At 61.1% G+C, this 13,975-nt stretch carries 12 protein-coding genes and 1 pseudogene; 6 read left to right on the top strand and 7 right to left on the bottom strand.

Annotation, left to right across the window (positions count from 1 at the left end; translation table 11 throughout):
* Positions 1–7: 7 nt before the first annotated feature.
* Positions 8–1,519 carry an exopolyphosphatase gene (gene ppx / locus V4R08_RS04230; protein ID WP_335578189.1) on the top strand — a complete coding sequence of 504 codons (1,512 nt, stop codon included), beginning with the start codon at positions 8–10 and terminating at the stop codon, positions 1,517–1,519.
* 149 nt (positions 1,520–1,668) lie between these two features.
* On the top strand, positions 1,669–2,328 hold the full coding sequence (gene petA, locus V4R08_RS04235) for a ubiquinol-cytochrome c reductase iron-sulfur subunit (RefSeq protein WP_335578190.1): 660 nt from the start codon (positions 1,669–1,671) through the stop codon (positions 2,326–2,328).
* 114 nt (positions 2,329–2,442) lie between these two features.
* Here the strand turns inward: petA and rnd are convergent, their stop codons facing one another.
* Positions 2,443–3,591 carry a ribonuclease D gene (rnd, locus tag V4R08_RS04240; RefSeq protein ID WP_335578191.1) on the bottom strand — a complete coding sequence of 383 codons (1,149 nt, stop codon included), beginning with the start codon at positions 3,589–3,591 and terminating at the stop codon, positions 2,443–2,445.
* Positions 3,592–3,813: 222 nt separating this feature from the next.
* On the opposite strand from rnd, the gene aspS reads away from it, so the two are divergent.
* From aspS to V4R08_RS04255, 3 genes are all read left to right on the top strand, one after another.
* Positions 3,814–5,718 (top strand): aspartate--tRNA ligase, encoded by a 1,905-nt coding sequence (gene aspS / locus V4R08_RS04245; RefSeq protein ID WP_335578192.1) that lies wholly within the window; start codon positions 3,814–3,816, stop codon positions 5,716–5,718.
* 167 nt (positions 5,719–5,885) lie between these two features.
* Positions 5,886–8,186, top strand: coding sequence for an NADP-dependent malic enzyme (locus V4R08_RS04250; RefSeq protein WP_335580178.1), 2,301 nt, complete (start codon positions 5,886–5,888; stop codon positions 8,184–8,186).
* A gap of 106 nt (positions 8,187–8,292) precedes the next feature.
* On the top strand, positions 8,293–8,742 hold the full coding sequence (locus V4R08_RS04255) for a DoxX family protein (protein ID WP_335578193.1): 450 nt from the start codon (positions 8,293–8,295) through the stop codon (positions 8,740–8,742).
* Between the two features lie 5 nt (positions 8,743–8,747).
* Here the strand turns inward: V4R08_RS04255 and V4R08_RS04260 are convergent, their stop codons facing one another.
* The 3 genes and pseudogenes from V4R08_RS04260 to V4R08_RS04270 form a co-directional block, all read right to left on the bottom strand.
* Positions 8,748–9,326: a dihydrofolate reductase family protein gene (locus V4R08_RS04260; protein ID WP_335578194.1), complete on the bottom strand. Its 579-nt coding sequence runs from the start codon at positions 9,324–9,326 to the stop codon at positions 8,748–8,750.
* A 24-nt stretch (positions 9,327–9,350) separates the two neighbouring features.
* A pseudogene (locus tag V4R08_RS04265) lies at positions 9,351–9,590 on the bottom strand (polysaccharide deacetylase family protein); the annotation flags it as partial.
* A gap of 173 nt (positions 9,591–9,763) precedes the next feature.
* Positions 9,764–11,251: a L,D-transpeptidase gene (locus V4R08_RS04270; RefSeq protein ID WP_442935626.1), complete on the bottom strand. Its 1,488-nt coding sequence runs from the start codon at positions 11,249–11,251 to the stop codon at positions 9,764–9,766.
* Between the two features lie 204 nt (positions 11,252–11,455).
* On the opposite strand from V4R08_RS04270, the gene V4R08_RS04275 reads away from it, so the two are divergent.
* Positions 11,456–12,019 carry a CreA family protein gene (locus V4R08_RS04275; protein ID WP_335578196.1) on the top strand — a complete coding sequence of 188 codons (564 nt, stop codon included), beginning with the start codon at positions 11,456–11,458 and terminating at the stop codon, positions 12,017–12,019.
* Between the two features lie 45 nt (positions 12,020–12,064).
* Here V4R08_RS04275 and V4R08_RS04280 read toward each other — a convergent pair whose 3' ends face one another.
* The 3 genes from V4R08_RS04280 to V4R08_RS04290 form a co-directional block, all read right to left on the bottom strand.
* Positions 12,065–12,310 carry a DUF6719 family protein gene (locus V4R08_RS04280; RefSeq protein ID WP_335578197.1) on the bottom strand — a complete coding sequence of 82 codons (246 nt, stop codon included), beginning with the start codon at positions 12,308–12,310 and terminating at the stop codon, positions 12,065–12,067.
* Between the two features lie 257 nt (positions 12,311–12,567).
* A complete protein-coding gene (locus V4R08_RS04285; protein WP_335578198.1) occupies positions 12,568–12,867 on the bottom strand; it encodes a hypothetical protein in 300 nt (99 codons plus the stop codon).
* A 398-nt stretch (positions 12,868–13,265) separates the two neighbouring features.
* The gene (locus tag V4R08_RS04290) at positions 13,266–13,940 is read right to left on the bottom strand and encodes a DUF2161 domain-containing phosphodiesterase (RefSeq protein ID WP_335578199.1); all 675 of its coding nucleotides are present in this window, start codon (positions 13,938–13,940) and stop codon (positions 13,266–13,268) included.
* Between the last annotated feature and the right edge of the window lie 35 nt (positions 13,941–13,975).

The raw sequence follows: 13,975 nt of genomic DNA on the forward strand, positions 1-13,975 counted from the left end.
GGGACCTGTGCAAAAATATCCGCGCCCGCGCAAGCCGGCCTCCAGCGTCGCCGTTATCGATATCGGCTCCAATTCCGTCCGCCTTGTCGTTTATGAAACGTTGGAGCGGAGCCTCGTCTCGATCTTCAATGAGAAGGCGTTGTGCGGGCTCGGCCGCGAGGTGCAATCCACCGGCCTGCTCGCGCCCGATGCGGTCAACAAGGCGCTGATATCGCTGCGACGCTTTCATGCGCTGTGCAGGGTGATGAAGGTCGGCCGCGTTTATGCCATCGCAACCGCCGCCTGCCGCGATGCCACGAACGGCGCGGATTTCATCGCCAAGGCGGAACGCATCTGCCGTGTGCCGGTGGATGTCCTGTCGGGTTCGGAGGAGGCGCATCTGGCGGCGCTGGGCGTGGTTTCCAGTGTCCACAAGCCGAACGGAATCGTCGGAGATCTGGGCGGCGGTTCGCTGGAGTTGACCGACGTGCGCGGCCATCGCGTCCGTCGCGGAGTGACGCTGCCGCTGGGCAGTCTCGCATTGCAGGACGCATCGAAGAAATCGTTGAAGCACGCCGAGCGTATCGTGAAAACCGAGCTTTCCGGTGCCGTGCCGCTCAAGGCCGGGGAGGGCCGCACCTTCTATGCGGTCGGTGGAACGTGGCGGGCACTGGCGCGGATTCACATCATCCAGAGCGGCTACCCGCTTCGCGTCATGCACGGCTATTCCATTCCCGCCGCCGACGCGCTCGATTTCGCCAGGCGACTGCGTCGTCTGGCGGCGTCCGATACGCTGGCGGATATCGACGCGGTCGCCGAGGCACGGCAGCCACTGCTGACTTATGCCGCTCTTGTGCTGGAATATATCATCCGGATCGCGAAGCCGAAGACCATCGTGTTTTCGACCTATGGCGTCCGCGAGGGCCTGCTTTATTCGATGCTGCCCGCCGCCGAACGGTCCAGGGATGGATTGATCTGCGCCGCGCAAACGCTGAACGGCCTGCTCTCGCGTTCGGCGCGTCATGCCGAAGAACTGATCGGATGGACCGATCGGCTGATCCGGATCGGAAAGCTGCCGGAGGCCGAAGACGATCGCCGGCTGCGTCACGCCGCCTGCCTACTCTCGGACATTGGCTGGCGCATCCATCCCGACTATCGCGGCGAGCAGACGCTCAATCTGATTATGAACGGCAATTTCGGCGACATCGACCATCAAGGCCGGACCTTCGTCGCGCTGTCGGTGTATTACCGTTATGCCGGGTTGAATGAGGTCAACGAACCGTCCCTCGTGGTGCGCGAGCTGGTGACGCCTGCCATGAACGAGAGAGCCCGCATTCTCGGCGCAGCCTTTCGCGTCGCGCATCTGATCTCGGCGGCCAGGCCTGGTGTATTGCCCGCGACGCATTTCAGGAGCAGCGGCCGCAAGCTGAAGCTTGTGTTCGAACACCGGCTGGTCGATCTGGTCGCGGATCGCGTCGGCGGTCGGTTCAAGCAACTGGCGCGTTTCATCGGTCGCTCGGGTTCGATCGTGCGGCGCTGACAATCTCGTACCCTTATTCTCGGTCTCACCATTGTGAACCGCGCCGACGGTTCGAATTCGGATCGTGCCGGTTATCGTGATGTCGGTGTGCTGCTGTCGTCGTAGCATTATCCGGCATCGGGGGCTCCAGTGTTTTCGTGGAGCAAACCATGACCGATATCTCTTCCGGCGCGCGGATCAAAAAATCTTCGGACGGCAGTCCCACCCGGCGCGATTTCCTCTATATCGCGACCGCGGCCGTCGGCACCGTTGGAGTTGCCGCGGCGATCGTACCCATGATCTCGCAGTTAGAGCCGGATAAGGCGACGCTCGCAGCAGGCGGTCCGGTCGAACTCGATCTTTCCCAAGTCCAGCCGGGGCAGCAGGTGATCGTCCGCTGGCGCGATCATCCGATCCTGGTCATCAACCGTTCCGATGCGGCGCTGAAGACCCTTCAGGATCCGAAGCTGCTGGCCCGGCTTTCCGATCCTCAGTCCAGCGAGTTTCAGCAGCCGAAATACGCGCGCAACTGGCACCGCTCAGCCAAGCCGGAATACGGAGTGTTCGTCGGGATCTGCACTCACCTCGGCTGCATCCCGCTTTACTACCCGGACCCGAATGCCATCCATCCGGCGGCGGACTGGCTCGGCGGCTACTTCTGCCCGTGTCATGGATCGAAATACGATCTTGCGGGGCGGGTCTTCAGCGGCGTGCCTGCACCGTACAACCTGCCGGTGCCGCCGTATCGCTTCGTTAGCCACAGCACGATCCGGATTGGAGAAAACCCGTCAAACTCGAATTTCAATTTTTCGGATATTCGGCAGATCTAGATACGATCCCGAAAAGTGGAAACCGGTTTGGATAAGATCATGCTCAATCGAAACAGGGTTAGAGTCTATATCAATGTAAGTTGAATCAGACTCTGACAGGATGGCGGAAGTCGTTCAGGTTCGATCCACGCGCACCACGCGCCCCTTTTCGATCGCCAATGCCAGCCGACCATGCTTTAGCGCGAGCGCGGCCTCGCCGAACAGTTCGCGCCGCCAGCCGTGCAACGCACCGACGTCGGCCGCGTCATCCGCGGCGATCTGTTCGAGGTCGTCCACGGTCGCGATCACCTTGCTGGCAACGGCATGGCGCTCGGAGGTCATGCGCAGGAGAACCTTGAGAAGCTCCACGGTGGCGGCGCCGTTGGAATTGTTGCGCGGCTTCTCGATCCTGGGCAACTCGCGCGGGTCGCGGGCGAGGCCGCGCTGGACCGCAGCGACGATGTCGGCGCCCCACTGCGATTTTTCAAAACCTTTTGGCAGCGAGCGCAGCGTCGCCAGCCGCTCCTGGCTGGCGGGTGCATGGATCGCGATATCGCCGACGGCGTCGTCTTTCAGTACGCGCGATCGCGGAATATTCCGGCTCTGGGCTTCCTGTTCGCGCCAGGCCGCTACTTCCATCAGGACAGCGAGATCCTTCGGCTTGCGAACCCGGGTCTTCAACCGCTCCCAGGCGCGCTCGGGGTGGAAGTCGTAGGTTTTCGGCGAGGTCAAAACCTCCATCTCCTCGCTGACCCAATCGCCGCGGCCGCGTTTCTTGAGGTCGGGATCGAGGGCGGCAAACACGTCACGGAGATGGGTGACGTCCGCCACCGCGTATTCGAGTTGGTCCCTGGTCAGCGGCCGGCGCGACCAGTCGGTGAAACGATGGGTCTTGTCCGGACGGTGTCCGTTGACGCGCTCGACCAGCGCGTCATAGGCGATGGAATCGCCATACCCCAGGACCATGGCGGCCACTTGCGTATCGAAGATCGGATGCGGAATGATGCCAGCCTGGTGCCAGACAATTTCAATGTCCTGGCGGGCGGCATGAAAGACCTTCAGGACGCGCTCGTTCGACATCAGGTCGAAAAAGGGCTTCAGGTCGATTCCCTCGGCGAGAGCATCGACCACCACGGCCTCGTCGGGGCTCGCCATCTGGACCACGCAGAGCAGGGGGTAGTAGGTGGTCTCGCGGAGGAACTCCGTGTCGACGGTGATGACGGGGTAGTTGGCGAGGCGGGCGCAGACGGAAGCCAGCTCCGCGGTAGTCGTGATCAGGTCCATGTGCGCTCCATAGCCCGTCTTTTTACCCTTGTCGCCCCGCATTCGCCACGCAGCACCCTTGTTTTTCTCGCGCTTTTCCGGTCAAAAACGGCATCCCGGACCCGCCATTGCAAGTTCCCTCATTCGGTTGCCGCACTCTCCCGGCTCGGGTAAACCCTGACGCTCTCCACCCGGCTCGGTCCACCTCTGATTCCGCCTTTGACGCATTCTCCAGGGATTTCCATGCATCGCTATCGGTCCCATACCTGCGGCGCGCTCCGCGACAGCCACATCGATCAGACGGTCCGCCTGTCCGGCTGGTGCCATCGTATTCGCGATCACGGCGGGGTGTTGTTCATCGACCTGCGCGACCACTATGGGCTGACCCAGTGCGTGGCCGATCCAGACTCGCCGGCCTTTGCGCAGGCCGAGAAGCTGCGATCGGAATGGGTCGTCAGGATTGACGGCAAGGCCCGGCGTCGGCCAGCGGGCACCGAGAATCCGGAACTGCCCACCGGCCAGATCGAAATCTACATCAATGAGATCGAGGTGCTGGGTCCGGCCGGCGAATTGCCGCTGCCGGTGTTCGGCGAGCAGGAATATCCAGAGGACATAAGGCTTAAGTACCGTTTCCTCGACCTTCGTCGCGAGAAGCTGCACCAGAACATCATGACCCGCGGCGCCATCGTCGATTCGATGCGCAAACGCATGAAAGAGCAGGGGTTCTTCGAATTTCAGACGCCAATCCTGACGGCTTCCTCGCCCGAAGGCGCGCGCGACTTCCTGGTGCCGTCGCGCATCCACCCCGGCAAGTTCTACGCGCTGCCGCAGGCGCCGCAGCAATACAAACAGTTGCTGATGATGTCCGGCTTCGACCGCTATTTCCAGATCGCGCCGTGTTTCCGCGACGAAGACCCGCGCGCCGACCGCCTGCCGGGCGAGTTCTACCAGCTCGATCTTGAAATGAGCTTTGTCGAGCAGGATGATGTTTTTGCTGCAGTTGAGCCGGTCATCACCGGGGTGTTCGAGGAGTTCGCCAAGGGCAAGCCGGTGACAAAGAACTGGCCGCGCATTTCTCATTCCGCGTCCGTTCGGGCCTTTGGGACAGACAAGCCTGACCTGCGCAATCCGCTAATGATACACGACGTAACGAACGTGTTCCGCGATTCCGGATTTGGCTTGTTTGCGCGAGGAATCGCGCGCGATTCCAACGTAAGAATTTGGGCAATCCCGGCGCCGAAGGGTGGGAGCCGAGCGTTTTGTGATCGTATGGATGGTTGGGCAAAGGGTGAAGGTCAGCCCGGTCTCGGATACATTTTTTGGCGGGACGGAGATAATGCTGGCGCCGGACCCATTGCAAAAAACATTGGGCCTGAACTTGCGGCTCAACTGAAGCGAGAGCTGAACGGTCGGCTCGGGCAACTCGTTCGCGTACCCGTTCCAATGGAAGAACAGAACAGTCTTGAAAATTTGCTTGCGGAAACTTTTCCAATCGAGGTCGCGAATAGCTATCGCAATCTAAGACCAAGTGGCCTTGTCGATGGTGATGCTGTGTTCTTCGTGATGGGCGTTCCAAAGGACATATATAAGTTCGCAGGCACTGCGCGCACTAAAGTTGGTGAAGAACTCGCCTTGATCGACAAGGAACAGTTCGCAATGGCCTGGATCGTCGATTTCCCGATGTATGAATATGACGAAGAGGCCAAGAAGATCGATTTTGCGCACAACCCCTTCTCGATGCCGCAAGGAGGCTTAGGCGCGCTTGAGTCATTGGACCCTTTATCAATTCCGGCGTTCCAGTACGACATCACCTGCAACGGCTACGAGATCGCCTCGGGCGGCATTCGGAATCACAGGCCGGAAGCGATGGTGAAGGCGTTCGAGATCGCGGGCTATGGCGAGAACGACGTGGTCGAGCGTTTCGGCGGCATGTACCGCGCGTTTCAATACGGCGCGCCGCCGCATGGCGGCATGGCCGCCGGAGTCGATCGCATCGTCATGCTGCTCTGTGGCACCACCAACCTCCGCGAAATATCACTGTTTCCGATGAACCAGCGGGCCGAAGACCTCCTGATGGGCGCGCCGTCCGACGTCACGCCGAAGCAGTTGCGCGAACTTCATATCCGGCTCAATCTGCCGCAGGACTAGAAAGGGATGAGTTAAAGCCCAATTGGCGTCATTGCGAGCGAAGCGAAGCAATCCAGTTTGTCTCGTGGCGGTGGATTGCTTCGCTTCGCTCGCAATGACGGTTCAACTGATTTCATCCCGCTTTAGCGGTCTCTTTAGCGGTCTTATGAAATCTCCGGGGAGCGTTTATCGTGTCGTATTCTGAGGATCTCCGCTCCGCTGCGCTAGCCTTCCACCGCAACCCGCGTCCTGGCAAACTTGAAATCCAGGCCACAAAGCCGCTCGCCAACCAGCGTGACCTCGCGCTTGCCTATTCGCCGGGCGTTGCCGCGGCCTGCGAGGAGATCGTCGCCGATCCGGCGGAAGCCGCGACCCTCACCGGCCGGGCCAATCTGGTCGCCGTGGTGTCCAATGGCACGGCCGTGCTCGGCCTTGGCAATATCGGGCCGCTAGCGGCCAAGCCCGTCATGGAAGGCAAGGCGGTTCTGTTCAAGAAATTCGCCGGCATTGACGTGTTCGACATCGAAATCGCCGCCGACACCATCGAGCGTGTGGTCGAGACGGTCGCAGCTTTGGAGCCGACCTTCGGCGGGATTAACCTCGAGGACATCAAGGGTCCGGAGTGCTTCGAGATCGAGGCGCAACTGAAAGCCCGGATGAAGATCCCGGTGTTCCATGACGATCAGCACGGCACCGCCATCATCGTCGCCGCTGCCATCACCAACGGCTTGCTGCTGAATGGCAAGACGCTCGCGGACATCAAGATCGTTGCTTCCGGCGCGGGGGCGGCGGCTATCGCCTGCCTCAACCTGCTGGTGTCGATGGGCGCGCGGCACAAGAACATCTGGGTCTGCGATATCGACGGCCTGGTCTATGAAGGCCGCAATACGTTGATGGACAAGTGGAAGGCGGCGTATGCGCAGAAGACCGACAAGCGCAAGCTGGCCGACGTGATCGCGGGCGCTGACGTGTTTCTCGGTGTCTCGGCCGGTGGCGTGCTGAAGCCGGAGATGGTCGCGCAGATGGCGGACAAGCCGCTGGTCATGGCGCTCGCCAATCCTGTTCCGGAAATCATGCCGGACGAGGCGCGCAAGGTGCGGCCCGATGCCATGATCTGCACCGGGCGTTCCGACTTCCCCAATCAGGTGAACAACGTTCTCTGCTTCCCCTTCATCTTCCGCGGCGCCCTCGATGTCGGCGCGACAGCGATCAATGAGGACATGAAGCACGCCGCGGCCGATGCCATCGCGCAGCTCGCGCGCGAACCGCCGTCCGATGCGGCGGTCCGGTTTGATAGCGAGACCGAAGGTTTTGGACCGGGTTCGCTGATTCCGAGTCCGTTCGACCCGCGGCTGATCCTGCGCATCGCGCCCGCGGTTGCGAAAGCCGCCATGGCGTCGGGCGTCGCAACGCGGCCGATCACGAATTTTGACGAATACCACGGGCGGCTCGAACGCTTCGCGTTCCGCTCCGGCCTCGTCATGAAGCCGATGTTTGCCAAGGCGAAAACACAGCCCGTTCGGGTGATCTACGCCGAGGGCGAGGATACGCGGGTGCTTCGGGCCACCCAGCAGGTACTTGAGGAGCGACTCGCGCTTCCGATTCTGGTTGGTCGTCCCTCCGTCGTGGAAACGCGGATCAAACGCCTCGGTCTCGCGATCAGGGCTGGCAAGGATTTCGACCTGATCAATCCTGAGGACGATCCCCGTTACCGCTCATACGTGCAGTCCTATATCGACGTCGCCGGCCGGCACGGTGCGACGCCCGATGTCGCCCGGACCACGATCCGCACCAATGCGACGGTGATCGCCGCGCTTGCGGTGGTGCGCGACGAAGCCGACGCGATGCTGTGCGGAGTTGAAGGCAGCTATATGCGCCACCTCCGGCACGTCCGGGAAATCATCGGGTACATGCCCGACACGAGCGACTTCGCCGCGCTGTCGCTGATGATCACCGGCAAGGGCGCGTATTTCATCGCAGATACGCAAGTGCGTCCGAATCCGTCCGCGGAAGAACTCGCCGACATCGCGGCTCGGGCGGCGGTGCATGTGCAACGCTTCAACATCAAGCCGAAGATCGCGTTCGTATCGCATTCCGATTTCGGCAGCTACGATACCGAATCGTCGCGCAAGATGCGTCGGGCGACCGAGCTGTTCACTGAGCGCCATCCCAAGATCGAGGCTGACGGCGAAATGCAGGGCGATACCGCTTTGTCGGAGTCGGCGCGACAACTGATCCTGCCGCATTCCCGGCTCACGGGTGTCGCCAACGTCCTGATTCTGCCCAACCTCGATGCGGCGAATGCCGCCTATCAGATGATCAAGGTGCTTGGCAGCGGATTGCAGGTCGGCCCCATTCTGATCGGTCCCGCGCGGCCGGCGCACATCCTGACCCCGTCGGTGACGGCGCGCGGCATACTCAATATGACGGCCGTGGCAGTGGTCGAGGCACAGGAGCGTGCGAGTCGACAGCCAACCTTGTTCGGCTGAAATATGACGGGCGGGCTTTTTTTCGATCTTTCAAAACGCTGCGCGAAGCGTCCATACTCGAACTCTTGAGGGACGATTCACGTCTGCCTAATTTTGGGGGCCGATCATGCCAGCGTTTATCATTGTCGGACGAATCCTGTTTTCTGTGTTGTTCATCGTTTCAGGCGCGTCCAAGCTGTTCGACATCGCGGCGACAGCAGACGGGATTGCGTCCAAGGTCGTCATCCCATCCGCGCTGATGGGATTCACCACGCAACTTGAGGGGCTGACAGGCATGCCGACCGCTCACATGCTGGCCATCGCAGTCGGCGTGCTTGAGCTTGTCTGCGGCGTGTTCATCGCGCTCAACCTCGGAGCGCGTTTCTTTTCGTGGGTGCTGGCGGTATTCATCGTCGTGGCGACGTTCTCCTACCACGACTTCTGGAACCAGGCTGGGCTCGAATCGACCAACAACTTGATCCACGCGTTGAAGAACCTGTCGCTGGTCGGGGCGTTGTTCATCATCGCCGGGATCGACCGTCGTCCGCAAACGTCAGAGCCGGCTGGCGGAGTTTGAGCCAGTCAAGACGTGGATGCCCGCAACAAGTACGGGCGTGCGCGGCGCCAGGCGGTGACGCGAACCTCCTTCGCCGCATCGAGAATCCTGACTTCGCGAGGCTGGAGCCCATGCGCCGCCAGCACGGCTTGCGGAGAATCGTCGGGAACGCCCGGGAAGCAGCCTTCGCCGCCGGGCAGCGTCACGAGCGGAGCCTCCGACAGCCAAAACGTGTCGTAACGATCGAGAAACATTTCGAACACGCCGGGGCCGCCGATGATCGCGGCGGTTCCGTCTCGAACACCGGCGTGAGCACAGGCGTCCTCGAACGAAGCGCCGGCAGGATTCCACAAGGTCGCCTTTGCGTTCTCCGGATCGGCGGCCAGACCCGTGACGCGATGAGTCAATATGATCCGCTTACGAAGCGGCGAGTTGGGCTGATCCTCGAACGAATTGCGGCCGTGCACGACGATATCCACGCGATCCAGCCCCCCGGTGAAGAACTCAAGGTCGCCTTTGAATTTCAGCGCTTCGGGCATAACCCGGTTCGCATCGGCGAGCATTCCGTTCGCCGACACGATGACGTAACCTTCGATACGAAGCATTTGTGCGTCCCGGATCGTCGCTGGCTATTCGGAGATGGTCTGGACCACGCTATCGACCGGACGCGTGTTCACGGTCGGCAGCCTGGTATCCTTCTTCAACTCCTCGTCGTATTGCACGAGCGTCTCGACTGGCGCCTTGGTCTTCATCTGCACCACCTTGTAGCCTCCGGCCTTCAGCCTGCGCAGAATCTCCGGCAGCGCCTCGGCGGTATGCTTCTGGAAATCGTGCATTAAAATAACGCCCTTGCCGACCTTGTCGAGTTTCTTTCAGCACCACTTCCTTGTCGCGCAGGAAGTCGAGCGCATATCGATCACCTCAGAGGTTGTCGCACGTTGAATCACCCGCGCTTCTTCCGTCCCTCGTCATCCTAGCGCAGCTACGCAGAGCCCTTCCACAGAAACGGCGTTTAATCTCCGTCGGTTAACTGTTCCCTCGGCTATTGGAGCTTGACGATGAAGTCAGTGCCTTTGCCAGTTTCACCGCCGGCGATGCCCTGATCGGAGACGACGATGGAGTCGCCGGACGAAAGCGATTCGGCGATTTTCGTCATGACGTCTTGAGGAAGGGAGATGCGGTCCAGCGCATCGGCAGCGCTGTCCGGAACAGGAGCCGGTCTGGACTTTGCGTCCGTTCGCTCGCGCGACCGCTTTTCGCGGACACGCACCCGGGCCGTGCGGCGCGCCATTGCCGGGAGCGACACCACCGACCAACGGAAGTCGTCCTTATTGTCCTTGTCGGCTTCGGCCGTGAACACGTGTGTTCCCAACGGCCGGTCGCTCGGGGTGATGGTGACGGGAGCATCGAATAGCGGTGCAAAGTTCTGCCGCACGTAAATCTTGCTGTCCTTGCGGCTGACAAAGACCGCGATCCGGTCGCTCCGCTTGAGCGCAGAGATCGCCATGGGCTCGGCGGTCACGTCGCTCGCCGGCGATGGTTGAGATTGATCCTGCGCGGTCGCCGTGACGTCGGCGGCGGATCCGGCGCTTTGCGGCTTGCCTTCGGTCCTGGCCGTATCCGCGTCAGGCTTGACGGCTGCTGCCGCCGTGACGTCGGCGTCCTTCGTGTTGTCTGCATCGGCCTTGATCGGGTCGGCCGCCGGCTCAGGTGTTTGAAACTCGCCCGCCACAGGAGAATCGGTCGCGGTTGATAGGACCGCCCGCTGCACCGTTGCGCCGCCGGCATCGGCGGTCAGCACTTCGGCGGCGACAGGAGCGGGCTCTGGCCGATGCGTCGACAGCAGCGGATGCGAAAAATCCGCGGGCGTCACTTCGCCGGGGGTGATGATCACCCGCGCGCCTATTTTGGTCCAGCGCCACATCTTCACCGCGAAGCTCATGGGCATTCGGATGCATCCATGCGATGCGGGGTAACCCGGAAGCACGCCCGCGTGCATCGCAATGCCGGACCAGGTGATGCGCTGCATGTAGGGCATCGGCGCACCGCTGTAGATGTTCGAGCGGTGCCATTTCTGCTTCTGGATGATGCTGAAAACGCCCATTGGGGTCGAGTGGCCGCGCATTCCGGTCGATACCGGCGTTTCGGCGAAAAGGCCGTTGGCGTCATAGACCTTGAGCATTTGCCGGCGGATCGAAATGGCAATGATGATCGGACCTTGAGGCTTGCGCGCAACCTTGGCGGCTGATTTGGACTTTGCGAGGCGGTGATGTTTGGCTCGATGCGGCCGGGGCTTCGTGGCGGGAGGTGGAGGAGGCTCTTCGATATAGACCTCCGGATAATCGTCCGGATAATCGTTCTGCCAGAAAATCTGGCTCTGCGCGGGTGACATCAGTCCGATCAGGATAGCGGTGACCGGTCCGATCCAGAGCCGCACCGGGCCGACACATGCAGGCGCTCGGACCGGGAAAAGTTTGCCCAACAATGAACACCATCGTGCCGTCGGGAGGAAAGACCAGTACTCGCTCACGCCTTTGTTCCTCGAATCATGGCTCAGATGTTAACGTCGCAGACGCTCATACTCGCCGGGCACGGCCCGTCCGGAGCCCTCGTTCGGTCAAAAATAGTTTGAATGTCTTCACACGAGTCTAATGCCCGCCGTCTTGGCGATCGGCATCTTTCCGTGGGAACCAGGCGATCCTACATACGCCTGGACCAGCAAACGGAGCGAATGATGGCATTTCGTGACCAGACTGATGATGACAAGCGCCGAACGGCCTGGATCTCCTTCGTCTTCGCCATCCTGGCGATTGCGGTGCTCGCCGGATCGCAAGCCCATGCGGCGGACGAACCCGACCTGATCTTTCGCCGCTCGACGGTATTCAACCTGCTGACTCCGAATGACAAGCTTGCGACCTATGGCGTCGATGACCCGGAGATCGAGGGCGTCGCCTGCCATTTCACCGTGCCGGAGAAGGGCGGCGTCAAGGGCTGGCTGGGGCTGGCGGAGCAGGTCTCGGATATTTCGCTGGCCTGCCGCCAGATCGGGCCGATTCGTTTCAAGGGAAAAAAGATGGAGCAGGGCGGGGACATGTTCCAGCAAAGGCGCTCGCTGTTTTTCAAGAAGATGCAGATCGTGCGCGGCTGCGACGCGAAACGAAACGTGCTGGTCTACATGGTTTATTCGGACCGGCTGATCGAAGGTTCGCCGAAGAATTCGACATCCTCGGTGCCAATCATGCCATGGGGCGCCGCGGATACGGCCGTGCAAAAATGCGGTGATTTCTTTTCGCATTAGGTTTTGGCCGCAGGCTGCGTTTCGAGTTGCGGTTGCGACCCGCATTCACCGTCTCAAGCCGGTCCGTGGTACGCATTTGCGTGTACGAACAACGCCGGTCGGGCCGAGTTTCGCGCCGGAGATTTCCTTGATCTGCCCCGCCGGGCAGGATCCGTCGTCGACGAGGATGCGTTCGCCCAATCGCAGCGTGACGATGTCGGTTTCTCGCGACACTTGCGAAGCGTTTGCGGCGGACGCCGCGACGATCAGCGCACCGACCGTCAGAAACAGCAGGTCACGATTTCCCGGCATTCCCGGCCCCCTTGTGGAGTGAATTTGACATTCGCTACACAATTTGCAGCAAACCCGGCAAGCGAATGTCAAATCCAAACTCTATTATAAACTTATATTGCGGTCCTTCGATTCTAGCATTCGCGAGACGGCGTTGCTGAACGGGATACGAATTTAGAGTCGGACCAACACAGCCTTTCCGCTTCTGATGCAGAAGCGGGGCTCTATGTTTTTGATTTTGACGCGGGACGGCAAGCTGGTCGCGGCGACGATCCGGATCAGATTCGTTTATCGTTGCCGAATCTGCGGACCACGCGGCGCTCGACTACGACCGAGCGCAGCGCGCCCTGTTCGCCGGCAATCACGCGCGTCGTGGGCGACCGCGCAATGACGCGGGCGGCTTTCTTGACCTCGGCGTGAACGACATCGAACGGCATCCCAATCAACGATGCCGCGATCTCGGCCTGCGAGTCGAGATCGTCGGTGATGCCAGTGGCCGCGAAGATGGCTTCGTCCAGCGTGGGAGGATCGCGGCGGACCCGCCGGATGCCATATTTCGTCTGCCAGCCTTCGTTCATCGGTCGCCTCAGTGTGTTTCGCAAACCTAAAACCCGAGAAAATTGACGATGAAGCGCTTCAACGCATCATAGCCGTGCGACGAACGACGTCGCTTCGTTCGCCTTTGTCCCGTACACTCACGTCTTCAATTCGATTCAAACTCGGGACGTGATGTCCGGCAGAAACCGGAACACAACGATTCAATCAAATCTCATTCCGCTTTATGAGACTTGATGCTGTATCTCAATACGGAATTTGCCTTGGCAAGACAGCTATGCATTTTGACGCGCTTGCGGCTACGGATTGTCGCAGTCGATATGAACCGCATGAGACATGCAGCCGCGCCTCGCGCGAGTGATGCATGTGTTCGAGGCACGGCTGGGAGCCTCATCGAAGAGATCTTCATGGCCCGGCAGTGTCAGGCGGTTGGCGACGATCCGGGGAAATGCTGTGGCCATCGCTTCAACGCGGCGTGGCCCGCGTCGGTCAAGGTATAGGTCCCGCGCTCGACGCGGTCGAACCATCCATAGACGTTATGGAGAAGGATTTTTCCGGCGTCCGGATTTTCCGGCCTGAGATCCCGCACGCAGCGCGGACCCGCGGCCATCGCGGCCGCACAGCTCAGCGCCTGCTGGCGATAGGCTGTCATGATCGGCGTCCGTGTGGTGCCGCCGGCCACGGGATCGCCCTTGCGGCGCTGGTGCTCCGCGACCAGCCGGGACCGCTTTTTGGGATTGCGGCGGGGACTGGCGGCGGAGGGCGCGACCAGCACTTCAACGCCACCCCGCTCGGTTACCCCAAGCATCCCGAAGCCGAGCCGCCGGCACAGGTTGCGATAGCGCGCGTCACGCTCGCGACCCTTGCCGCGCATCGACAGCCTGGCGGCAAGCCAGACCTCGTCGCAGGCGCCGGCGCGGTCGACGCCTTGCAGGATCAATTCGAGATTGAAGCTGAGCTTCAACTCGCCGATCACCACGACAGGCGGATCGTCGCCGCTGAGCGCGACCAGATCGCAGCCGCCGATCTCGCCCTTGACCGTGAAGCCGAGGCTTTCAAGATGACGTTTGACCGGGAGATAAAGAGCGGTTTCCACGGGTGCGGCGACTCCGGATGACTCACGGCCTGAGT

Origin of the sequence: Nitrobacter sp. NHB1, from assembly GCF_036964665.1 — a bacterium.
Lineage (GTDB): Bacteria > Pseudomonadota > Alphaproteobacteria > Rhizobiales > Xanthobacteraceae > Nitrobacter.